Source organism: Pseudonocardia sp. 2-7 (genome assembly GCF_056341085.1).
Genome location: NZ_CP094507.1, coordinates 980,257 through 1,002,323, shown reverse-complemented (window position 1 = coordinate 1,002,323; position 22,067 = coordinate 980,257). Strand labels below are relative to the sequence as shown.

The 22,067-nt window shown below is 76.2% G+C and carries 21 protein-coding genes; 7 read left to right on the top strand and 14 right to left on the bottom strand.

Translation table 11 applies throughout. The annotated features are described in order from the left end of the window. Position 1 precedes the first annotated feature (1 nt). From MTO91_RS05130 to MTO91_RS05110, 5 genes are all read right to left on the bottom strand, one after another. A complete protein-coding gene (locus MTO91_RS05130) occupies positions 2-1,375 on the bottom strand; it encodes a nitrate/nitrite transporter (RefSeq protein ID WP_224403460.1) in 1,374 nt (457 codons plus the stop codon). A 269-nt stretch (positions 1,376-1,644) separates the two neighbouring features. Further along, positions 1,645-2,472, bottom strand: a complete 828-nt coding sequence (locus MTO91_RS05125) for a TIGR02569 family protein (protein WP_083474553.1) — start codon at positions 2,470-2,472, stop codon at positions 1,645-1,647. A gap of 238 nt (positions 2,473-2,710) precedes the next feature. After that, positions 2,711-4,870 carry a hypothetical protein gene (locus MTO91_RS05120; protein ID WP_476653916.1) on the bottom strand — a complete coding sequence of 720 codons (2,160 nt, stop codon included), beginning with the start codon at positions 4,868-4,870 and terminating at the stop codon, positions 2,711-2,713. A gap of 229 nt (positions 4,871-5,099) precedes the next feature. Then, positions 5,100-6,272, bottom strand: coding sequence for an adenylyltransferase/sulfurtransferase MoeZ (gene moeZ, locus MTO91_RS05115; RefSeq protein WP_476653915.1), 1,173 nt, complete (start codon positions 6,270-6,272; stop codon positions 5,100-5,102). Between the two features lie 61 nt (positions 6,273-6,333). Next, entirely contained in the window at positions 6,334-7,338 is a 1,005-nt protein-coding gene (locus tag MTO91_RS05110; protein WP_405419094.1) for an alpha/beta fold hydrolase, read from the bottom strand. 143 nt (positions 7,339-7,481) lie between these two features. Here MTO91_RS05110 and MTO91_RS05105 point away from each other — a divergent pair, with 143 nt between their 5' ends. From MTO91_RS05105 to MTO91_RS05095, 3 genes are all read left to right on the top strand, one after another. Beyond that, positions 7,482-8,456 (top strand): hypothetical protein, encoded by a 975-nt coding sequence (locus MTO91_RS05105; protein ID WP_476653914.1) that lies wholly within the window; start codon positions 7,482-7,484, stop codon positions 8,454-8,456. Between the two features lie 6 nt (positions 8,457-8,462). Next, positions 8,463-10,250: an HAD family hydrolase gene (locus MTO91_RS05100; RefSeq protein ID WP_476653913.1), complete on the top strand. Its 1,788-nt coding sequence runs from the start codon at positions 8,463-8,465 to the stop codon at positions 10,248-10,250. A gap of 102 nt (positions 10,251-10,352) precedes the next feature. Further along, the gene (locus MTO91_RS05095) at positions 10,353-10,979 is read left to right on the top strand and encodes a TetR/AcrR family transcriptional regulator (RefSeq protein WP_062400521.1); all 627 of its coding nucleotides are present in this window, start codon (positions 10,353-10,355) and stop codon (positions 10,977-10,979) included. 30 nt (positions 10,980-11,009) lie between these two features. Here the strand turns inward: MTO91_RS05095 and MTO91_RS05090 are convergent, their stop codons facing one another. Next, positions 11,010-11,921, bottom strand: a complete 912-nt coding sequence (locus MTO91_RS05090) for an alpha/beta fold hydrolase (protein ID WP_208819244.1) — start codon at positions 11,919-11,921, stop codon at positions 11,010-11,012. Positions 11,922-11,935: 14 nt separating this feature from the next. Continuing rightward, complete coding sequence (locus MTO91_RS05085; RefSeq protein ID WP_476653912.1) at positions 11,936-12,850, bottom strand: AurF N-oxygenase family protein; 915 nt, start codon at positions 12,848-12,850, stop codon at positions 11,936-11,938. A gap of 93 nt (positions 12,851-12,943) precedes the next feature. Here MTO91_RS05085 and MTO91_RS05080 point away from each other — a divergent pair, with 93 nt between their 5' ends. Both MTO91_RS05080 and MTO91_RS05075 read left to right on the top strand, forming a co-directional pair. Beyond that, the gene (locus MTO91_RS05080) at positions 12,944-13,642 is read left to right on the top strand and encodes a TetR family transcriptional regulator (protein ID WP_308818189.1); all 699 of its coding nucleotides are present in this window, start codon (positions 12,944-12,946) and stop codon (positions 13,640-13,642) included. Next, positions 13,639-13,962: a DUF4873 domain-containing protein gene (locus MTO91_RS05075; protein WP_476653911.1), complete on the top strand. Its 324-nt coding sequence runs from the start codon at positions 13,639-13,641 to the stop codon at positions 13,960-13,962. Before MTO91_RS05080 ends, MTO91_RS05075 begins: the two co-directional genes overlap by 4 nt. 78 nt (positions 13,963-14,040) lie before the next feature. On the opposite strand, the gene MTO91_RS05070 is transcribed toward MTO91_RS05075, so the two are convergent. Next, positions 14,041-14,271 (bottom strand): DUF3107 domain-containing protein, encoded by a 231-nt coding sequence (locus MTO91_RS05070; RefSeq protein WP_073578315.1) that lies wholly within the window; start codon positions 14,269-14,271, stop codon positions 14,041-14,043. A gap of 105 nt (positions 14,272-14,376) precedes the next feature. Next, the gene (locus MTO91_RS05065; RefSeq protein ID WP_020625914.1) at positions 14,377-15,033 is read right to left on the bottom strand and encodes a ferritin-like fold-containing protein; all 657 of its coding nucleotides are present in this window, start codon (positions 15,031-15,033) and stop codon (positions 14,377-14,379) included. Positions 15,034-15,488: 455 nt separating this feature from the next. Here MTO91_RS05065 and MTO91_RS05060 point away from each other — a divergent pair, with 455 nt between their 5' ends. After that, positions 15,489-17,153 (top strand): DEAD/DEAH box helicase, encoded by a 1,665-nt coding sequence (locus MTO91_RS05060; protein ID WP_374228739.1) that lies wholly within the window; start codon positions 15,489-15,491, stop codon positions 17,151-17,153. Positions 17,154-17,161: 8 nt separating this feature from the next. Beyond that, complete coding sequence (locus MTO91_RS05055; RefSeq protein ID WP_476653910.1) at positions 17,162-18,415, top strand: Rv3212 family protein; 1,254 nt, start codon at positions 17,162-17,164, stop codon at positions 18,413-18,415. A 20-nt stretch (positions 18,416-18,435) separates the two neighbouring features. Here the strand turns inward: MTO91_RS05055 and MTO91_RS05050 are convergent, their stop codons facing one another. From MTO91_RS05050 to MTO91_RS05030, 5 genes are all read right to left on the bottom strand, one after another. Further along, positions 18,436-19,116: a hypothetical protein gene (locus tag MTO91_RS05050; protein WP_476653909.1), complete on the bottom strand. Its 681-nt coding sequence runs from the start codon at positions 19,114-19,116 to the stop codon at positions 18,436-18,438. Next, entirely contained in the window at positions 19,113-19,994 is an 882-nt protein-coding gene (locus MTO91_RS05045) for a RecB family exonuclease (RefSeq protein ID WP_208819254.1), read from the bottom strand. The genes MTO91_RS05050 and MTO91_RS05045 overlap by 4 nt, the downstream gene beginning before the upstream one ends. 58 nt (positions 19,995-20,052) lie before the next feature. Then, positions 20,053-20,940 (bottom strand): PHP domain-containing protein, encoded by an 888-nt coding sequence (locus MTO91_RS05040; protein ID WP_405419106.1) that lies wholly within the window; start codon positions 20,938-20,940, stop codon positions 20,053-20,055. Positions 20,941-20,990: 50 nt separating this feature from the next. After that, positions 20,991-21,335, bottom strand: a complete 345-nt coding sequence (locus MTO91_RS05035; RefSeq protein ID WP_405421592.1) for a TetR family transcriptional regulator C-terminal domain-containing protein — start codon at positions 21,333-21,335, stop codon at positions 20,991-20,993. A 170-nt stretch (positions 21,336-21,505) separates the two neighbouring features. Beyond that, positions 21,506-22,063, bottom strand: a complete 558-nt coding sequence (locus MTO91_RS05030; protein WP_062400505.1) for a PH domain-containing protein — start codon at positions 22,061-22,063, stop codon at positions 21,506-21,508. Positions 22,064-22,067: the final 4 nt, after the last annotated feature.

Below are 22,067 nucleotides of genomic sequence, written 5' to 3'. Positions count from 1 at the left end.
CTCAGACCCGGGCCATCGCGGCGGCCTCGGTGCTCCCGACCAGGGCGGCGCGCGGGCGCAGGTACACCGCCCAGGTGACGCCGATGCAGAGGACGTAGAACGCCAGGAAGCTCCAGAACGCGGGCGTGCCGGACTGCACTGTCATGAACGACTGGCGGAAGGCGAGGTTGATGAACAGCCCGCCCAGCGCCCCGACCGCGCCGGCGATGCCGATGACCGCGCCGGAGAGCCGTCGCGCGGTGTCGAACGAGGTCCCGCGGTCCGCGCCCCCGGCGATCGCGACGCGCGCCCGCCCGGTGAAGATCGCCGGGATCATCTTGTAGGTCGACCCGTTGCCGACGCCGGACAGCGTGAACAGGGCGATGAAGCCGATCGTGAACAGCGTCAGCGACTCGATCCCCGAGGCGAAGATGATCACCAGCGTGGCGACGGCCATACCGACGAAGTTCCACAGCGTGACGACCGCACCGCCGAACCGGTCGGCGAGCTTGCCGCCGTAGGGGCGGATCAGCGACCCGATGAGCGGGCCGATGAAGGTGACCGCGGCGGCCTGCAGCGGCGTCCGGTCGAACTGGTTCTGCAGGACCAGGCCGAAGGCGAACGAGTAGCCGATGAACGACCCGAACGTCCCGATGTAGAGGAACGACATGATCCAGGTCTGGCGGTCCCGGCAGGCCTCGGTGAAGGCGCCGGTGTCGTTGGACATCGCGGCGATGTTGTCCATCCGCTTCCACGCCAGGAACGCCGAGATCACGATGAACGGCAGGTAGACCGCCAGCAGCACCCGCGGGGAGCCTGCGCCGAGGGTGGCGATCACGAGCAGGCCGAGCAGCTGCGCGACCGGCACGCCGAGGTTGCCGCCGCCGGCGTTGAGCCCCAGCGCCCAGCCCTTCTCCTTCTCCGGGAAGAACGCGTTGATGTTCGCCATCGACGACGCGAAGTTGCCGCCGCCGACTCCGGCGACCGCGGCGACGACCAGCAGCGTCGTGTACGACACGCCCGGCTCCAGCACGACCATCGCCAGGATCGTGGGCACGATCAGCAACGACGCCGCGAAGATCGTCCAGTTGCGGCCGCCGAAGCGGGCGACGGCGAAGGTGTAGGGCAGCCGCAGGATCGACCCGACCAGCGTGGGTACGGCGACCAGGAAGAACTTCTGCGCCGCGGTGAACCCGTACTCGGGCCCCATGAACAGCACCAGGACCGACCAGATGGTCCAGATCGAGAAGCCGATGTGCTCGGAGAAGATCGACTGCCACAGGTTGCGACGGGCGATCGCCGAGCCGGTGCGCTGCCAGAACCCCTCGTCCTCGGGGTCCCAGTGGTCGATCCAGCGGCCGCCGATGCGGCGCCCCGGGGCAGAGGTGGTGGTCACGGATCGGTCTCCTGATCGCCGGCGGTCACGTCGTCGACGACGCTAGGGACCCCCAGTTTCCGACGGGTGGCCCCGTGTGACACCCCCGCAACGCTTGTCTCACACGGGTGTCGCGACGGCTGTGAGCCGCTTCGGCGCATCGGGACGCCGAGCGGGGCGTCGCAGAACGCGCCGCCCACCCGGTGGTGCACCGGTTCGGCCGGGGACGCAACGGCGTCCCCGTGTTCCCCGCGGCGCCGGTGAGCAGCGGCGTGCCGGGAGCGGCCCCGTCAGAGCCGGCGGCTGACCAGGCTCGCGACCCGCTCGATCCCGGTGAGCGACTCGGTCGTCGCGTCAGGGTGCTGGGCGTGCAGGGCCAGCCGGTAGAGCACCGCCCGCAGCAGCGACTGCGGCCACTCGGGCAGCTCCGACCAGCGCTCGATCAGCTCCTCGTCGGCACCGCCCCAGGCGACCGCGTCGACGACGACGACCGCCGCCGCCCACTCCGCGGGCCGCCAGAACGGCACGAGGTCGAGCACCGCGGGCCGCCCCGTCGGGTCGAACAGCATGGCGCCGAACAGCTCGCCGTGCACGACCTGCGGGGTGAGCCGGATCGTGCGGCGGTGCGCGGCGAGCTCGGCGAACAGCCGGCCGCCGGTCTCGGGGTGCAGGTCCAGGCGGCGCTCGCCGAACGCGGCGGCCGCGGACCGGGACAGCAGGTCGTCGCGGTCGTCGAGCAGGCGCGGGCGCAGCACGGTCGCGGTGGCGGCGTGCAGCCGCAGCGACGCGGCGACGACCTCGTCGTGCCGCGGCTCGGGGACGCCGGGCACGTGCCGGGACGCGGCCCAGCCGCCCACGACCCACCGGCCGTCCGAGCTGCGGACGGGGCGGGCGAGGCGGACGCCGTCGACCTCGAGGTTCTCCAGGACCGTCGCCGACCAGGCGGCGACGACGTGGTCGGACACCGGCCGCAGCAGCACGTCGCCGCACTGCCAGGCCCGCTGGCCCGCCCACACGACGGGACGGGGGGACGTCTCGCGCACGCCGAAGGCGGTGCGGACGTGCTCGGGCAGGACGCTCGCGGCCGGCGCGGTGGCGAGCGTGCGGGCAGCGGTCACAGCGTGGACGGTACCCGCGTCACCGGCCCGCGTTCGTCGCGCCACGCCCGAACCGCGCGACGCGCCACGACCGATCGGGTGAACGGTGGACCGATCGGGGCCGGTGGGGCGGGGCGGGCGGGGCCGTCGGCCGGGCGAGGCGGTCGATCCCGTGACACGGCCGGCACGGTGACACGGCCCGGTGACACGGCCGGCCCGGGTGACCGGCCGTGGGAGCCGGCCACCGCGGGCGACACCGTCAGTACCAGGAGCTGCCGCCGCCCGAGTCCGACCCCGAGTCCGACCCGGACGACCGTGAGCCGGAGTCCGAGGACGAGGAGCGGGAGTCGTCCGAGCCGCTGCTCCGCGACGACCCCGAGTCCGACGACCCCGAGTCCGAGGAGGACGAGGAGCCCGAGCCGGACGACCGCGACGACGACGAGCCCGAGTCCGACGACCGGGCGGACGAACCGGAGTCCGAGGACCGGGACGACCGCGACCCCGAGGATCCGGAGTCGGAGTCCGATCCGGAGGAGCGGGAGCCGGAGGACCGCGAGTCCGATCCCGAGCCGTCGGAGGAGCCGGACGAGCCGCCGGACCGGGCTCCGGAGGACCCGCTGCGCTCGGCCATCTGCTCCGCCGCCTGCCGGTCGGCCTCCGCCAGCACCGGCGCCGCCGCCTCCCGCCCCATGGCGGACTCGACGTAGGACCCGGCCACGGCGCTGACGATGCCGCCGGAGCCGCGGCTCCCGCCGGACCCCTGCGCTCCCGAGCCGGAGCGCTCCGTGCCGGGGCTCTCCGCCGGGGCGGTCGACGCGGGCGGGCTCGCAGGGGACGCGGCCGCGCGCGGCGCGGGCTCCTCCCGCGGCGCGGGGTCCTTCCGCGGCGCGGGGTCCTTCCGCGGCGCGGGGGCGGACCGGGCGGGGGCCTCGTCGGACGGACCGGAGGAGCCGGAGGACCCGGTGTCCGAGCCGCCGGAACCCGAGCCGGACTTCTTCCCGGTCAGCCCGCCCGCGACGTCGTCGACACCCCGGCCCAGCGATCCGGCGGTGTCCCCGACGCCCTGCGCGGCCTTGCCGACGCCGTTTCCGACCTTCTTGACCGAACCCTCGGACGACGCCGGTACGACCTCGGCCCGGTCGGCCTTCTTCCCCGCACCCGCACCCGCACCCGCGCCCGGACCCGCACCGGCCCCGGGGCCCGGCTCGCCGCCGGTCAGGCCGGCGACGCCGTCGGCGGCACCGGACACGGCACCACCCAGCTTCTCCCCCGGACCCGCGTCCCGGCCGGGTGTGCTGCCCGGCCCGCGGGCCGAGGCGCCCTCCGGCCCCTCGGCCCGCGGCCGGGTCTCGTCCAGCGGGCCCCGCGGGTCCGGCGGGCCACTGGTGCCGACGTCGTCGCGCTCGCGGTCCCCGGCGGTCTCCCGGCCCCCGGCCAGGACCTCGGGGTTGCGGCGCACCCCGGACGGCTCCGGTTTGGCGGGGTCCTCGCCGCGGGCGAGGGCCAGCACGTCGTCGGAGACCTTCTCGGTCTCGTCGCCGTCGCCGGGCAGCGGGGCGGTGCGGGCCCGGTCGATGCCGTCATCGATGGCGGCCAGCCGCTCCGCGCAGGCGTCGCGGTTGCGGGCGCGCAGGTCGCGCTGCTCCTCCAGCGACGCGGCCGCGGCCATCTGGTCGGGAGTCCGGCGGGTGGCCGGCGGCAGGTCGGCGACGATCCGGTCCATCTCGGCGAGCTGCTGCTGGGCGGCGGCCAGCGCGTCCACGGCGTCCTGCCGGGACGTGTAGACCTGCAGCTGCGACTGCAGGGCGGCGCGCTGCTGGAGCAGGGTGTCGCGCTGCTGCTGCAGCTTCGCGACCGCGGCCGGGGTGCGGTCCGACTCGTGCGCGGACGCCTGCCAGGTCCGTTCGCTCGCGTTGAGCGTCCCGAGCTTGTCGTCGAGCGCCGCCAGCGCGATGCGGGCCTGCCCGGCCCACTGGTCGGCGGTGCGGTCCTGCGGCGCCGGGACCCCGGTCACCGCCGGCGAGGTCGTCAGGGCGTACCCGCCGAGGAGCACGGCCGTCGCCCCGATCAGGGCCAGCGTGCGCCGGTGCCGCAGCGGGCTGCGCGGGGCACGCAGCGGTCCGGGGCGGTCCGGGCCCGCCGACGCGGCCGGCCGCGCCACGACGGGGCGGCGGGTCGCCGTCCCCCGCCGGGCGGGCTCCACGCGCTCGTCGGCCTCGGGCTCACGCAGCCACGGCAGCGTGTCGGCGAGCCGCTGGTCCCCCGCCGCCTGTGCCGCGGCCCGGCGGACCTGGCGGGCCGCCAGCCGGTGGGCGGCGGAGCAGTAGCGCCGCTGTGGACGGTCGCCGGACACGTCCCCCGTGGGCTCCAACGGTGCGTCGCACCCCTGCAGGGCGCATGTGCGCAGCGAGTCCTCCACCGAGCGTCCTCCCGACCTAGTGATCGCGTGCATCCCCATGTCGCGGCGATCGGTCGACATGTTTCGCCCAACGGACGAAATGCAGGGCTGAACGGACGATGTTCACTCGGACGGTCGTGTGCGATCGATGAGCGGTCACGCTGTGCCACACCAGGAACGGCGACGGCCGCCGTCCCGGGTGTACCGGTGACGGCGGCCGTCGGTGTAGGGCGGAGCGGGTCGGCCCCGGTCAGTAGGTGGGCTGCGACGGGTCGATCTGCTTGACCCAGGACAGCACCCCGCCGCCGACGTGGACGGCGTCGCGGAACCCGGCCTTGTGCAGCGCGGCGAGGGCCTCGGCGGACCGGCCGCCGGACTTGCAGTGCAGCACGACGGGCTTGTCCTGGGCGATCTCCGACAGCGCGGCACCGGACAGGATCCGGTCCTTCGGGATCAGGACCGAGCCCGGGATCCTCACGATCTCGTACTCGTGCGGCTCGCGGACGTCGATGAGCTGGAAGTCCTTGCCCGCGTCGATCATCTGCTTGAGCTCGCCGACGGTGATCGTGCTGCCGGCGGCCGCGTCCTGCGCCTCCTGCGTCACGGTGCCGCAGAACGCCTCGTAGTCGATCAGCTCGGTGATCTTCGGCGTCTCCGGGTCCTTGCGGATCTTCACCTGGCGCCAGGTGGTCTCCAGCGCGTCGTAGATCACCAGGCGGCCGAGCAGCGGCTCACCGATCCCGGTGAGCAGCTTGATCGCCTCGTTGACCATGATCGAGCCGATCGACGCGCAGAGCACGCCCAGCACGCCGCCCTCGGCGCAGGAGGGGACCATCCCGGGCGGCGGCGGCTCGGGGTAGAGGTCGCGGTAGTTGAGGCCCTGCCCGTTCGGGGCGTCCTCCCAGAAGACCGACACCTGGCCCTCGAACCGGAAGATCGAGCCCCAGACGTAGGGCTTGCCGAGCAGCACCGCCGCGTCGTTCACCAGGTAGCGGGTGGCGAAGTTGTCGGTGCCGTCCAGGATCAGGTCGTAGTCCCGGAAGACGTCCAGCACGTTCTCGCTGGTGAGGCGCTCGTTGTGCAGGCGGACGTCGACGAAGGGGTTGACCTCGCGGATCGAGTCGCGGGCCGACTCGGCCTTCGGGCGGCCCACGTCGGACTGCCCGTGGATGACCTGACGCTGCAGGTTCGACTCGTCGACGACGTCGAACTCGACGATGCCCAGGGTGCCGACGCCCGCGGCGGCCAGGTACAGCAGGGCGGGCGAGCCGAGGCCGCCCGCGCCGACGACCAGCACCTTCGCATTCTTCAGGCGCTTCTGCCCGTCCATCCCGACGTCGGGGATGATGAGGTGGCGGCTGTACCGCTCGACCTCGTCCTTGGTGAGCTCGGCTGCCGGCTCCACCAGTGGCGGTAGCGCCATCTCGTCCACTCCTCGCGGGTTGCGTGCGGGTCTCAGGGCGTCTCAACGCGCCACGTGCGCGTCATCTTCCCGCACCCGCTCCGACCGGCACCGTGTCCCACAGCGCGGCGACGGCGTCGGCCACCGCCGCGGGCCGCTCGATCTGCGCGACGTGCCCGGCCCGGGGCAGCACCAGCAGCCGCGCCCCGGGCAGTGTGGCCGCGGTCCGCGCGGCCAGTCGCGGGGACACGATGCGGTCCTGCTCGCCCCACACCACCAGCGACGGCACCCGCACCCGGGCCATCCGGCGCCAGATCTCGCGCCCGGCCCACAGCCCGAGCAGACCGCGGGTGGCGCCGTCGGTGGCCGCGCCGGCCCAGGGCAGCGTCGCGCGGTGCTCGTGTTCGGAGATCAGCTCCTCGAGCCGGCGGGCGGAGCCGCGCTGCGGGTCGGCGAAGCAGACCTTCACGATCCGCTCGGCGCGGGCCCGCAGCGGCTCCTCGGCCAGCGCCCGCCGCGCGCCGCGCCCGAGCAGCGGCACCATGGCCAGCGCCATCCGCGGGTCCGACAGGCGTCGCGGGTCGGGGCGCCGGTCCGGCACCGCGGGCGAGACCAGGGTGAGGCTGCGGACGAGCTCGGGACGGCGGGCCGCCACCGTCGTCGCGATCACGCCGCCGAGGGAGTTGCCGACCAGGTGCACCGGGCGGTCGCGCCCGGCCAGCCAGCACAGCAGCGCGTCCGCCATGCCGTCCGGGCCGAAGTCGGCGACGGCGGTCGGCTCGGACAGCCCGAACCCGGGCAGGTCGACGGACAGGCCGGCCGCCCGTGGTGCGAGGAGCCCGGCGAGGTCGGTCCAGTTCGTGGCCGACCCGGCGAGCCCGTGGACGTAGACGGCGTCGGCGTCGCCGGAGCCGGGGGTCTCGCGCACGTGCAGGGTGACCCCGCCGGAGGTGACCGCGCGGCCCGGCCACGGCGGGCGCTCCGCCGCGGCCCGTTCCGCGTCCGCCGGTCCCGCGGTGCCCGGGGACGTCGCGGCACCCGGCGCCGTCACCGGGGCGGGCACGGTGACGGGCGGGTGAACGGACATCGACGGGGCGGCGACCATCCGACCAGCATGACGTGTCGTGCGCGTCACCCGCCGCGCCGGGTGATCCCCGTCTCGCTGTGATCACCGTCCGCATCCGGCGCTCCACGGAGCGCAACGAGATCGCCCGCCGGACGTTGTACCCCGTGGACGACGCGACGGAGGAGGTGGGCATGGGGCGGATCGCGGGATCGGCCGCGGCCCGGCTTGCCGGTTTCGGCGCCGCGTCGGTGCTGGTGTTCACCGCGGCCTGGACGGCGGGCGGTGCGGTGGGCACCCTCTCGGCGACCCCGGCCGCCGACACGCGGGCCGGCGGCGACCCCGGCGACGAGCGCGGCGACGACGGCGTCCTCGCGGCCGGCCTGGCCACCGGCGACGCGACGACCGGCGCGGGCGGCGTGCTCACCACCGCGGCCGGCTACACCCTGACCCCGGTCGGGACCGTCCACCCCTGGCGCGAGCCCACCGAGGTCGCGTTCACCGTGACCGGTTCCGACGGCGCCCCGGTGACCCGGTTCGACGCCCCCTCCGACGGCTCCGGGGTCATGGACGTCGCCGTGCTGCGACGCGACGTCGCCGGCTACATGCGGCTGCGCGCCACCCAGGGCCCCGACGGCGTGTGGCGGGCACCGGTCCGGTTCCCCGGCCAGGGCGTGTGGCGGCTCTACGCCGGGTTCACCCCGACCGGCGGCCCGCACCTGGACCTCGGGGCCGACCTGCACGTCCCCGGTACCTACGGTGCCTTCACCTTCCCGTCCGAGAACCGGGCGGGGCTCTGCGGGGGCAGTGACCAGCAGGTCCGTCTCGACGGCGCCCTGGTCCCCGGCGGGGAGTCCCGGCTGTTCGCGACGGTGGGGCGCGACGGCACCCCGGTCACCGACCTCGAGCCCGTCGACGGCGGCGCGTTCGGCCGGATGACCGCGGTCCGCCAGGGCGACCTGGCCCGGTTCCCGGTCCGTCCCGAGATCACCGGCGCGGCCGCGACCGACCGGTCCGGCCCCGGGGTGGCGTTCGCGGTGTCGGTCCCCGCCCCGGGCAGCTACCGGCTGTTCCTCGACTACCGCTCCGGCGGTGTGCTGCGGTCGTGCGAGTTCACGCTCCCGACCGCCCCGGGGAGCTGACGGCGGTTGCCTCCGGTCCTGCGGGCCGTCGCCCCGCCGACGGCGGCCCTGCTCGCCCTGCTGCTGCCGCTCGCCGGCCCGGCACTCGCCGGCGCGGCGTGGGCCCCGCCCTGCGCGACGGCCGCCCTGCTGGTCGCCCTCGCCGTCGTCGCGACGACGGGGCGCCCCGGTCTGCGCGTCGCCGGGCGTGGCCTGCGGGAGGGCACGGTGACCGCCGAGACCGGCGTCGCGGCGGCCGTGCTCGCCGCGCTGGGGTGGTCGGCCGCGGTGCTGGCCGTCGCGGCGGTCTCGCCCGCGGGTCCGGGCGCGGTGCCGGCCGACCCGCTCGCCGGGCCCGTCCTGCTGCCCGGCGCCGCCGCGGTGCTGACCGTCGTCGCGGCCGCGGTGCAGCGCACCGGGCGCCCGGCCGGCGGGGACGCCGACGAGGTCCGCGCGGGCCTGCGCACCGTCGCGGACCGGTGGAGCGCCCTGCTCACCCCGCCCGCGGCGCTGGCCGCGGTCGCGGTGACCGCGTTCGCGGCGGGCACCGGCACCCCGTGGCCCGTCGCGGTCCCGGCCGGGATCGCGGTGCTGGTCGGGGCCTGCCCGGTGCCGCTGCTGGCCGCGTTGCCGGCGGCGCTGCGGGCCGCGGACCGGGCGGGCGGGGACACGGTGCGGCTGCCGTCGCCACTGCCCGGGCGTCGCGAGCCGGTGGGCTGGACCGGGCCCGCGGGCGGCCCGGGACTCGTGGGCCGGGTGGACACCGTCGCGCTGGCCGGGCCGGACGTGCTGACCGGCACCGGCCCCGGGACGGTCACCGTGCACGCGGGACGGGGCGAGGACCCCGCGCTGGTGCTGCGGCTGGCCGCGTCGGTCGCGGCGGGCGCGCGGCCCGGGTCGGACCTGCGCGTCGCGGCGCGGGCGCTGGCCGACGCCGTCGACGGCCCGGTGCCCGACGTCGCCGAGGCCGACGAGCAGCCCGGCCTCGGGGTGTCCGGCCTGGTGGCCGAGCTGCGGGAGCCCGGCCCGGGCGACGGCGGCACCACGGCGACCGTCGTCGCGCACGCGGTCCTGCTCGGCGGCCCGGACTGGCTGGCCGAGCACGGGATCCGGGTGCCCCCGCCGCTGTCGGCGGAGCGGGAGCGGGCGGTGGCCGAGGGCCGCGCCGTCCTCGTCGTCGCCTGGGACGGGTGCGCCCGCGCCGTGCTCGCGCTGCCCCGGGCGCCGCACCCCGCGGCCCGACCGGGGGTGGCGGAACTGGCCGCGGCCGGGGTCGCGCCGGTCCTGCTCACCCCCGACGACGACGGCGCCGCCCGTGCCCTCGCCGCGGCGTCCGGTCTCGACCCGGCCGACCCCGACGCCGTCCGCCCGGGGCTGGACGCGGCGGCGCGGGCCGCGGCCGTCGCCGGGCTGCGGGTACGCGGCCGCACGGTCGCGGTGGCGGCCGACCCGGCCACCGACGAGGCCGCCCTGGCCGCCGCCGACCTGGCCGTGGAGCTGGTGCCCTGGCCCACCGACGACGGGGCCGGCCCCGGGTCCGACGACGGCCCGGACGCGCGGCCGGACCCGGTCGTGGTGCCCGCACCCGGATCGGAGAGGATCTGCGCCCGTGGCGGCCCCGCCGAGGTGGCCGCCGCCCTGCTGATCGCCCGCCGCGCGCGGGCTCAGGTCCGCGCGTACGTCCGTGCGGCCGTGGTGCTCGCCGTCGCCGGCGTGGTCCTCGCCGTGCTCGGGACGCCCGCGGTCGTGGTGGCCGCCGTGCCGGTCCTCGGTGCGCTCGGGCTCGCCGCCCGGGGCCCGCGCCGCCGATCGTGAGAGGTTGTCACCCTTCTGCGGAGAAGCCCTTTCACGGATCGTTCGTCAACGCGGTTACCTGCTAGTAGGGTATTCCCACGACGGGTGAGAGGTAGGGGGCCCATGACCGGAACCGCCACGCCACGGGGCGCACGACTGTCCCGCGGTGCGCGGCGCGCCCAGCTGCTGCTGGCCGCCCGCGACGTGTTCGCCGACCAGGGCTACCACGCCGCCGCGATGGACGACATCGCCGAGCGGGCAGGCGTCTCCAAGCCCGTGCTGTACCAGCACTTCCCCGGGAAGCTGGAGCTGTACCAGGCGCTGCTCACGACCTACGCCGAGGAGCTCGTCGAGCGGGTCTCCAACGCCATCGAGCGGACCGAGCACAACAAGGAGCGCGTGCAGGCCGCCGTCGCGGCGTACTTCGACTTCGTCGCCGGCGAGGGCAAGGCCTACCGCCTGGTGTTCGAGTCCGACCTGCGGGGCGACCCGGAGGCCGCGGCGCTGGTGGAGAGCGCGCTGGACCGCTGCATCGACGCGGTCGCCGGCGCGGTCACCACCGACGCCGGGCTGGACCAGGACCGTGCGCGGCTGCTCGCCGTCGGTCTCGTCGGGCTGAGCCAGGTCGGCGCCCAGTTCTGGCTGGACTCCGACCAGCGGGTCCCGCGCGACGAGGCCGTGGCGCTGATGGCCTCGCTGGCCTGGCGGGGCATCGCCGGGTTCCCGAAGCAGGGCCTCGACCAGATCTGACGGCCCGGCCCCGGCGGCGGGGCGGGCGGCTCAGGCCGCCTGCTCCGCGCCGGCCCGGCGCACCAGCGCGGCGATCCGGCCGGTGACCCCGCCGACCCGCTCCACCGGGAGCATGTGCCCGGCGCCGGGGAACACGGTCAGCTCGGCGCGCGGCAGGCTGCGGTGGATCCGCCGGGCGAACCGCGGCGGTGTGAGCCGGTCCCGGGTCCCCACGAGGATCTCCACCGGCAGCGACGAGAACGCCGCCAGCGCCTCGTCGCGCTCGTGGGTGGTGAGGGTCGGGGTGAACCCGGAGATCGTCGTCGGGCGGCAGTCGGCGATCGCCTCGCAGGTCGCGCGGACGGCGAGCCGGTCCGGCCGGGTGCCGAGCAGCAACGGCTGCAGCGCGGCCCGCAGCAACGTGGGGTGGGTCGACAGCGACCGGCGCCCGGTCCACAGCGGGCTGACGGTCACCTTGTCCTTGCCGGCCAGGAACATCTTCGCGGGCCGCCCGGTCATCCCGAGCGTCGCCGCCGCCCCGAGGCCGCCACTGGCGGTCGCGACGAGCGCGACGCCGGTGACCCGGGACGCGACGAGGTCGGGGTGGCGCTGGGCCAGCGCCATCGCCGTCATCCCGCCCATCGAGTGCCCGGCGATCACCAGCGGCCCGGTCGGGGCGAGTCGGGTGATCACCTCGGCCATGTCGTCGGCGAGGACGTCGAGGGTCTTGAGCTCGTCGGGGGTGTCGTCGGAGCGGCCGTGCGCGCGGTGGTCGTAGCGGATCACCCGCGGCGCGGGGCCGCCGCCGGGCGCACCGACGGCGAGGGCGTCGGCGACCGGGGCCCAGCAGCGCTCGTCGAGGGTCCAGCCATGCGCCAGCAGCACCGTGACCGGCGCCGACTCCGGGCCCGAGACCCGGGCGAACAGGCCGGTCCCGTCGCGGGTGACGATCCGTGTGCTCATCGCGGGATGCCTCCTCAGATCAGGTGGGCGCGCTTCCACAGGGTCTCCGTCGGGCCGCCGACGATCCCCTGCTCGCGCAGGAACGGCACGAGCTTGCGCGAGGACCAGCGCAGCATCTCGTGGTGGTGCGGGTTGGCCAGCGCCGCCTTCCGCCCGACCGCCGGGTCGATCCCGACGCTGCGGTAGACCTCGGGGTGGACGAGGTTGCGGGCGACGACGAACGCGATCCGCGCGGTGAGGTAGCGGGCCCAGACGCGCTCGGCGCGGTTGGTCCTCGGCATGATCCGCTGCAGCTCCTCCCGGGCGTAGCGGACGTGCCGCGCCTCCTCGGTGACATGGATCTTGTTGATCATGCGGGACAGCGGCTGGACGCGCTCGTCGCGCATGCCCTCCCGCTGGAGCTGGTCGAGGATCTCCTCGACGTAGAGGGTGCCGGCGAACATCGCCGGGCCGGTGCCGATGGTCTTCATCAGCCGGCCCTGCTCGTGGGTGAGCCGGCGCGGGGCGTAGTCCGGCACGCCGTAGCGCTCGGTGGCCTTGGCGAACATCATCGAGTGCCGGCACTCGTCGGCGATCTCGACCAGCGCGTACTGGATGTGCGCGCGACGCGGGTCGCGGTCGTAGGCGTAGCGCAGCAGCATCTGCATGAGGATCATCTCGAACCACAGCCCGATCCGGGCGACGCTGCAGAACTCGTGCACCGACAGCGTGATCCGCTGCTCCTCGGTGAGGCCGTTCCACAGCGGCGTGCCGTAGAGCGACACGCGCTCGGGGACGATGCCGTACTTGCCCTCGACCAGCGGGGCGTCCCAGTCGATGTCGATCGACGGGTCGTAGGAGGTCGTGACCGAGCTCTTGAGCAGCCGTCGGGCGGTGTCCTCGCGGTCGGCGAGGTTCGTCTTGCTGCCGGTGCGGGCGGGAGCGCTCATCGGTCGCGCCTTCCTGCTGGGAGGGGCCTGCGGTGGCGGGTTCCACACCCGGAACCCTTGCTGTTACCGCCGGTAACGGTTACCACTGGTAACGTGCCCCAGGACGCGAGGGATGTCAAGCCGGACGCGCGCAGCCGCCGACGGGAGGAACGGCGGACCGAGATGGTCTCCGCCGCCGTCGAGGCGATCCGCGAGCACGGCCCGGGGGTCTCGGTCGCCCAGATCGCGGCCGCGGCCGGCATCACCAAGCCGGTGCTCTACCGGCACTTCGCCGATCGCGCCGACCTGCAGCGGGCCGTCAGCGAGCACGCCGCGGACATGCTGATGCAGCGGATCTACCCGGTGCTGGCGATCGAGGCCGAGCCGATCGAGCACGTCGCCGCCGTCATCGACGCCTACCTCGGGATGATCGAGGACGAGCCCCAGCTGTACCGGTTCGTCGTCGCGAACCCGGCCGAGCCGGTGCCGGGCGCCGAGATCGCGCAGGACGTCCGCGGCCAGATCGGCGCCCTGCTGACCACCCTGTTCGGGGAGCGGCTGCGCGCCGAGGGCCGCGACTCCGGCGGCGCCGAGGCGTGGGCGCACGGGATCATCGGGATGGTCCAGACCGCGGGCGAGTGGTGGCTGGAGCGCCGGACGATGAGCCGTGACGCGCTCACCAACTACCTGTCCGCGCTGATCTGGGGCGGGATCGCCGGCGTCGCCGGGATCGACTCCCCCACCGCGAACGCCGACATCCTGCGGCTGGTCCCCGAGCCGCAGGTGCACGACGCCTCGGGGCGCGACCGGTGAGCGGCGACCACGATCACAACGAGGGCTACCGCGGCCCCGCCACCCTGGTGCTCGACGGGGAGACCGTCGACGTCGAGGTGCTGCTCGACGCCCGGCACGAGCCCTTCGACGGCAGGCTCCACTGGTCCGGCCGGGTCGCCGCGCACCCCCGGCTCACCGCGCTGCTCGGCAGCCGCGGCGGCACCGCCGAGGTCCGGACGCCCGGGCACGCGGCCGTCGGCACGCTGTCCGAGCCGGACGTGTGGGACCGGTTCCGGATCACCGGCACCGGCAGGCCGCCGTTCGCGCTGGACGGGCCGCCCCCGCCGGAGACCGACTGACCCGCGCACACCGGGCCCGGACACGCGTCGGGCCCGGTCCCGCGGACGGGTACCGGGCCCGGACGACTCCGTGTGCGTTCAGCCGCTGAGGCCGAACCCGACCCGGCGCTCCTCGGTCGGGCCGATCTCCACGTACGAGATGCGCGCGACCGGGACGACGTAGCGACGGCCCTCGTCGTCGGTGAGGTCCAGCAGCCCGTCGTCGGACTTCATCGCCCCGCTCACGAGCTGGGCCACCTCGTCCGGCGTGCGGTCGCTGGACACCACGAGCTCCCGCGGGGTCTCCGCGATGCCGATCTTGACCTTCACCGGTGGTCCTCCCGATCCGTCACTTCTGATCACCTTGCCCTCGCCAGGCTAGTCCAGATCGGGCCGGAGCATCGGCGAGCCGGGAGCGGACGGCCGGGCCGGGGCTCAGGAGAGTCCGAGCCTGCCCATCCGGCGGCCGTGGGCGGTCTGCACCGTCCGGATGAGCCCGGCCACGCCGCCCTTCTCCCCCGAGCCGAGCACGATGAACTCGGCGAGCTCGTCGCGCTCGGCGACGACCCGCTGGGCGTGGGTGACGGCCTCGCCGAGCAGCCGCCTGCCCCACAGGGCCAGCCGGTCGCGCTGCGCCGGGTTGGCGGCGCAGGCGGCCTGCACCTCGCGCTCGGCGAAGGCGGAGTGCCCGGTGTCGGCGAGCACCCGCTGCACCAGGTCGCCGGTGCCGGGGTCCACCCAGCCCGCGACCTCCCGGTAGAAGTCGGCGCCGAGACCGTCTCCGAGGTAGGCCTTGACCAGCGACTCCAGCCAGCTCCGCGGGGCGGTCGAGGCGTGGTAGCTGTCGATCAGCGCGACGAACGGCGCCATCGCGTCGGCGACGGCGATCCCGCTGCGGCCCAGGTGGTCCTCGATGAGGCGGAAGTGGCCGATCTCGGCGGCCGCCATCGTCGACAGCTGCGCGCGGCCGGCCAGCGTCGGCGCGGCCCGGGCGTCCTCGGCGAGCCGGTCGAACGCCGACAGCTCGCCGTAGGCCAGCACGCCGAGCAGCTCCACGGTCGCGGCCGTCGGCGCGTCGCCTCCAGTGGTCATGACCACCACCCTAACCGGGCCGTACGGGCCCGCCGGGCGGCCCGCGACGGCCACCCGGGCCACGGGGCGAGAGAACTCACCACACCCGGCGACGCCCGCGCCGTCGTGTTCGCGCGCCGCGGCGGGTACCATGCGGGCAGCGCGTCACCGGATTTCGGGCTCATGGAACTCCATGCGGACGCGCCCACCGCGCGGGGACCGGGTAACGGGACGAGCGGCCGACACGGCCGAGCACGTCTCACCGGGACCCGCACCCGAACTGGTGCGCGCAGCGCCTCGGCGGCTCTCCCGCCCGGACCGTCCCCGACGGCCCGGGGCCGGTCGACGAGCCACGCCACGGCTCCTGTGCGCGGAGAGAGGCGATCACACTGTCCCGAGTCGACAGCACCGACACCCCCGAGGCCGACCCGGGCTTCCTGCCCACCGGCATCACCCCCAGCGAGACCCCGCTCGGCGTGACCAACCCCGGCGGCGAGAAGCTCCCCCCGACCTTCGCCGAGCTCGGCGTCCGGCCCGAGATCGTCTCCGCGCTCGCGGAGAACGACATCGTGCGCACGTTCGCGATCCAGGAGCTCACCCTCCCGCTGGCGCTCGCCGGCGAGGACGTCATCGGCCAGGCCCGCACCGGCACCGGCAAGACGCTGGGCTTCGGCGTCCCGCTGCTGCAGCGGATCACCCCGCCCGGTGAGCGTGCCGCGGCCACCGCCGAGGGCGAGGCCGCCGACCGCACCAAGGACGTCCCGCAGGCGCTCGTCGTCGTCCCGACCCGCGAGCTGTGCGTGCAGGTCGCCCGGGACATCGCCGCCGCGGGCAAGAACCTGGGCGTGCGCGTCGTCGCCATCTACGGCGGCCGTGCCTACGAGCCGCAGCTGGAGGCCCTGCGCAAGGGCGTCGACGTCATCGTCGGCACCCCGGGCCGGCTGCTCGACCTCGCCGAGCAGCGCCACCTGGTGCTCGGCCGGGTCAAGGCGCTCGTCCTCGACGAGGCCGACGAGATGCTGGACCTGGGCTTCCTGCCCGACGTCGAGCGGATCCTGCGCATGCTCCCCGAGGAGCGGCACACGATGCTGTTCTCGGCCACCATGCCGGGCCCGATCGTGCAGCTCTCGCGCGCCTTCCTGACCCGCCCGACGCACATCCGTGCGGAGGAGGCCGACCAGGGCTCCATCCACGAGCGGACCAAGCAGCTCGTCTACCGCGCGCACGCGATGGACAAGGTCGAGCTGGTCACCCGGGCCCTGCAGGCCAAGGACCGCGGCCTGACGATGATCTTCACCCGGACCAAGCGGACCGCCCAGCGGGTCGCCGACGACCTCGCCGAGCGCGGCTTCGCCGCCGCCGCGGTGCACGGTGACCTCGGCCAGGGCGCCCGTGAGCAGGCGCTGCGCGCGTTCCGCGCGGAGAAGGTCGACGTGCTGGTCGCGACCGACGTCGCGGCCCGCGGCATCGACGTCACCGGCGTCACGCACGTCATCAACTACCAGTGCCCCGAGGACGCCAAGACCTACGTGCACCGGATCGGCCGCACCGGCCGCGCCGGGCGCGAGGGCGTCGCGGTCACGCTGGTGGACTGGGACGAGACCCCGCGCTGGAAGATGATCTCCGACGACCTGTCGCTGGGCATCGACGAGCCGGTCGAGACCTACTCGACCTCGGACCACCTGTTCACCGACCTCGACATCCCGACGACGGCGTCCGGGCGGCTCCCGCTGTCCGCGCGTACCCGCGCCGGGCTCGACGCCGAGTACATCGACTCCGAGGGCGACCACCAGGGTGCCCGCAAGCCGCGCGGCAGCCGTCGTGACGGCGCCGGGCGCGACGGCGGCGGCCGCGAGGGCAGCCGCGACGGCGACGGCGACGAGGGCGGTCGCCGCCCGCGGCGCAACCGGTCCCGTTCCCGGACCCGCGGCGGGGTCGCGGTCGAGGCGGGTGCCTCGGCCCCCGCCGAGGGTGCCGCCTCCGCGGGTTCCGCCGAGGGCGCCCCGCAGAACGGGCCGGACGCCGGCGCGTCGGCCGAGGGCGGGGCGGCCAAGCCGCGCCGCCGTCGTCGCCGCGGCGGCTCGCGGCGCGGACCCGGCGGCGGCGAGTCCGCCGACGGGGCCGACGCGGCCGCCAGCTGACCCCACGCGTGCTGCGCGGCCGACCCCTGCGGGACCGGCTCCCGCTCCCGGGCGTCCCCGCCGAACGACGACACCGCGGCGACCGACTGGTCGCCGCGGTGCTCGTGCTGCTGCTGGCCGGGGTCGCGGTGCTCTACGCCGTGCAGAGCCCGGCCGCGCACACCGAGTCGGTGACGGCGGCGACCGCGCCCACCCCACCGCCGCCGGTCGGCCCGGTCCCGGCCGGGTTCACCGAGCTGTGGCGGGCGGCCAGCCCGGACACCCCGGTACCGCTGGCGGTCGGGGACGGCGTCGTCGTCGCCGCGGGGTCGCGGGTCTCCGGGCACGACGCCCGCACGGGCGCCGAGCGCTGGAGCTACTCCCGTGACCTGCCGCTGTGCACCACCGGGTTCGCCGACGGCCGCGTGCTCGCGCTCTACCGCAACGACGAGTACTGCTCGGAGCTGTCCACGCTCCAGCCCGGCTCCGGGGCCCGTGGACCGGCCCGGACCCTCGACGCCCGGCCCGGCACCCGGCTGATCGGCCAGGACCCGGTGCTCGCGACCGGCCAGGACTACGTCGAGACCTTCCGCTCCGACCTGGTCCGCACCGCCGAGTACGGCACGGTGCGCGCGCTGGAGGAGCCCGGCTCGCAGCCGCGGTCGGGGTGCACGTTCCGTTCGTTCGCCACCGCCGAGGACCGCGCCGCGATCCTGGAGCGCTGCCCCGGCGAGCCGTCCGAGCGGCTGACGGTGCTGCGCCCCAGTGGGACCGAGGGTGACCGGCCCGCGTTCGACTCGTCGTCGGTCACCGGTACCGACGGTGCCCAGGTGGTCGCCGCGTCGTCCGAGCGCGTCGCCGTCCTGCTGCCGGGCGCACCCCGCCTGGCCCTCTACGACCGGTCCGGGCGCAGCATCGGCGAGTTCCCGGTCGACGCGGGCGCGACGGTCGCCGCCCCCTCCGACGGCGTCGCCCGCACCACGGCCGACGACCGGCGCCGCTACTGGTGGACCGGCGGCGCGACGGTCGCGCTGGACACCCGCAGCCTCCAGCCGCGCTGGAGCCTGCCCGGCACGCTGGGCCCCGGGACCCGCTACGGCGACCGGCTGCTCGTGCCCGTCCCCGGCGGGATCGCCGACGTCGACCCGGCCACCGGTGTCGTCGCCCGGACCCTGCCGGTGGACCGCGGCCCGGTCACCGCGCCGGTCCTGCTCGCCGCCCAGGGCGCCCTGCTGGTCGAGCTGCGCGGCGACGAGCTCGTCGTGCTGGGGCCCGCCGGCTGAGCCGGCGTCGCTCCGCGCGGCTACAGGAACCAGCCGAACCCGAGCACCAGCGACGCCGTCACGACCACCCCGAGCGCGGCGAGCAGACCGGTGCGGTCCCGCCGCCGGTCCGCGACGACCTGGCCGACGACGGCGACGACCGCCGCCCCGACGTGCGCGACGATCGCGCCGGAGCCGGGGCCGGGGACCCCGCTGTTCCCGGCCGCCCACTCCACGACGACCAGCCCGAGCGCGAGCACGACCAGCCCGCCGGCGAGCACCCCGGCCAGGCCGCGCAGCAGCCGGGCGCCGGCGCCTTCGACGTCGGGTCCGGGGGTGCGGCGCCGTGCCCGCCGCTCGCCCTCCTCGGCGCGGCGGCGGTCGGCCCGACGGCCGGGCGCGCGGGCGGCGGGGTGCTCGTCGGCGCGCGGCGGCTCGTCCGCGCCGGAGGACAGCCCCCGGCGGGACCCGGCGTCGCCGCGGCGCTGCGCGCGGCGGGACTCGGGCAGGGCCTCGGTGGGGCGCGGACCGGCCGGGGGCCCGGCGCCGCCACGCCGGCCGGGCGGGCCGGACGGCGGGACCGGCGGGCGGGGGCCGTAGCCGTCGGGGCCGGGGTGCGGGCGTCCGTACGACGGCCCGGCGCGGTACGGGGCGGGCGGGCCCGGCGGGAGCGGGGGGCGGCCGCGGGGCGGCGGACCGGGGAACTGCGGGTCGGCGGTCACGGTGCGAGCAGGTCCCACGGTCGCGGCTCCGGGACGGCGGCGCGGCCCGGAGCGCAGTTCCGCCGGACCGCGCAGGTCCCGCAGTGCGCGCCGGTGCGGGCCGGGAAGAGCGTGTCGGCGTCGCCGCCGTCGGCCAGCGCGGTCGTCGCCCCGGCGGCGGCGTCGGCGGACTCCGCGGCCGCGGCGACGTGCCGGTCGAGGGAGGCCTGGTCGTGGGTGTGCGCGGCGACGGTCCCGGTCGGCACGTGGTGCAGCTCGACCGTGCGGCAGGGGCGGCGGAACACCGAGGCGGTGGCGACGGCGTAGAGCGCGAGCTGCCGGGAGTCCGCGGCGTCGGCCGCGGTCGGCACCCGGCGCCCGGTCTTGAAGTCGACGACGACGGCCTCGCCGTCGCGCGCGTCGATCCGGTCGACCCGGCCCTCGACCAGCAGCGGCCCGGCGGGGGCCCGCACCCACCGTTCGACGGCGAGCGGCTCGTCCCGCCCGGCCGGGCCGTCGACGGCGGCGGCCAGCCAGTCCCGGGCGCGCTCGCGGTACCGGGCGGCCTGGGCGTCGTCGGCGAACCCCTCGCCGGTCCAGTGCCGGTCCACCAGGGACGCGGCCTGCTCCGGGGTGCGCCGCTCGGCGGGCAGGGCCGCCAGCGATCGCAGCGCCAGGTGCACGACCGCGCCGATCGTGGTGTGGGCGAACCCGCCGCCGCGCGGCGGGGCCGGGCGGTCGACGTGCAGCATCCGGTAGCGGCGCGGGCAGGCGTCCCAGGTGTCGAGCCGGGCCGGTGTGACCCGGTGCAGCGCGGTCGCACCGAAGCCGGGGTCGAGCAGGTCCAGGCCGAGCTGACCGTCCGGGGTCCCGGTGGCGGGAGCGGTGGTCCGGGCCATGGGCGCCACGGTACTCCGGGACGGTCACCGACCGTCGATCACTCCCGGCGACGCACCGTCACGCGGTGCCGCCGGATCCGCCGTGCAGCACGGGGACGCCGGTGGCCCGTTCGGTCAGTGCCGCGTAGACCTCCGGGTCGGTCGTCTCCTCGGCGAGCGGGGTCGTCTTGTTCGTGCCGTGGTAGTCGCTGGAGCCGGTCGTGAGCAGGCCGTGCTCGGCGGTGATCCCGCGCAGCAGCTCGCGGTCGGCCGGGGCGTGGTTCGGGTGGTCGACCTCGATCCCGCCCAGCCCCCGGCCGACGAGGTCGACGAGCACCGACGGCTCCACGACCACACCGCGCCTGCGGGCGAGTGGGTGCGCGAACACCGCGACCCCGCCCGCCGCGACGATCATCTCGACGGCCGTCTCGACCCGGGTGTCGGCCCGTGGCACGTAGTAGGGGCTGTCGTTGTGCAGCAGCTCGGCGAAGGCCTCGTCGACCGACCCGACGACGCCGGCCGCGACGAGCGCCCGGGCCAGGTGCGGCCGGCCCGCGCTGCCGCCCTCGGGCAGGTGCGCGAACACGGTGTCGACGTCGACCGGGTACCCGTCGGCGGCCATCCGCCCGATCATCGTCTCCAGTCGCTGCACGCGCTCGGACCGCAGCCGCTCCTGCTCCGCGACGATCGCGGAGTGCTCCGGGTCGAACAGGTAGCCGAGCAGGTGCACCGAGCAGCGCGGCTCGCCCGTGCGGCCGGTCGGGCTCAGGCAGGAGAACTCGGCGCCGCGCACCAGTGCGAGACCGGCCGGCAGCGCGGCCCCCGCCTCGGCCCATCCGGCGGTGGTGTCGTGGTCGGTGATCGCGACGACGTCGAGCCCCGCGGCGCCGGCCGCCCGGACCAGCCCGGCCGGGGAGTCGGTGCCGTCGGACGCGGTGGAGTGGGCGTGCAGGTCGATGACGGACACGCGCCCGACCCTAGCCCCGCGCACCGCCGACGCACCCCGGGACGGGGCGCCTACTCCCCCGTCGGGTGGGACGACCCGGTCCAGTCGGCCAGCGCGGTCCGGACGTGCGCGACGGCCTGCTCCGACGACATCGGGGGCACCCCGCGCAGCCGTTGCAGGGCCAGCCCGTCGACCAGCGCGACGAGCCGGGCGGCGGTGCCGTCGGGGTCCGCGCAGCGCAGCGAGCCGTCGGCGACCCCGGCGAGGACCAGGTCCCGCAGGACGGCGTGCCAGCCGGTGTAGCGCTCGTGCTGGGACCGTTCGTCGTCCCACACGCCGTCCTGCCAGCACTCGAACCACAGCCGCCGGTGCGGCCGGGTCTCCTCGTCGAGCGAGGCGGCGAGCAGCAGGTCCAGGCCGTCGCGCGGGGCTCACCGGCTGCGGCGGCGCCCCCGCGACGGCCCGCGGCCACACCCGGACGCCGGGTGCGCACACGACGACGCGGGGCCGCGCACGGTGCGCGGCCCCGCGTCGGGACGGGCTGTGCCGGGGCGCCGGGACGGCGCTCCGGGGAGGTGGCGGCGGGTCAGCGCCGCCAGCGCGGTTTGGCGAGCATGCCGGTCGCGCGGGTCTTGCCCTTCTCCCCGAAGACCAGCTCGGAGAGCGCCTCGTAGATCTCCTCGGGGCGCGGCATGTAGTCGATGCGGTTCAGCGCCTGGATCTGGCCCGCGGACTCGACGACCATCGTCCCGTAGCCGAGCATGCGCCCGGACAGCGAACGCTGGAACGTCAGGTCGGTGACCTTGCCCAGGGGCATCATGCCGACGTTGTGCACGATGATCCCCTGGGCGATCATCACCCGCTTGTCGGTGATCACGATCCGCTCGATCCACCAGAGGATCGACAGCGCCGTGTAGCGCAGGACCGCGACGACGACCAGGTAGAACGCCAGGTTGTCGACCACGACGTCCAGCACCGGGTCGACCCCGGGCCGGTCGAGCAGCTGCTCGACACCGATCACCACGACGATGAACAGCGCCGTCTGCCAGATGTGTTTGACCATCACCGCCCAGTGCTGGCGCACACGGATGACGCGTCGCTCCGTGGGGAGCAGGTACTCGTCGATCTCCCGGGGCGCGAGCACGGGC

Excerpts from the sequence above, each read along its gene's own strand:
- moeZ (WP_476653915.1), bottom strand. The coding sequence starts at position 6,272 with ATGGCGCTACCGCCACTGGTGGAGCCGGCAGCCGAGCTCACCAAGGAC.
- MTO91_RS05110 (WP_405419094.1), bottom strand. The coding sequence starts at position 7,338 with ATGTCCGTTCACCCGCCCGTCACCGTGCCCGCCCCGGTGACGGCGCCG.
- MTO91_RS05095 (WP_062400521.1), top strand. The coding sequence starts at position 10,353 with ATGACCGGAACCGCCACGCCACGGGGCGCACGACTGTCCCGCGGTGCG.
- MTO91_RS05090 (WP_208819244.1), bottom strand. The coding sequence starts at position 11,921 with ATGAGCACACGGATCGTCACCCGCGACGGGACCGGCCTGTTCGCCCGG.
- MTO91_RS05085 (WP_476653912.1), bottom strand. The coding sequence starts at position 12,850 with ATGAGCGCTCCCGCCCGCACCGGCAGCAAGACGAACCTCGCCGACCGC.
- MTO91_RS05065 (WP_020625914.1), bottom strand. The coding sequence starts at position 15,033 with ATGACCACTGGAGGCGACGCGCCGACGGCCGCGACCGTGGAGCTGCTC.
- MTO91_RS05045 (WP_208819254.1), bottom strand. The coding sequence starts at position 19,994 with ATGGCCCGGACCACCGCTCCCGCCACCGGGACCCCGGACGGTCAGCTC.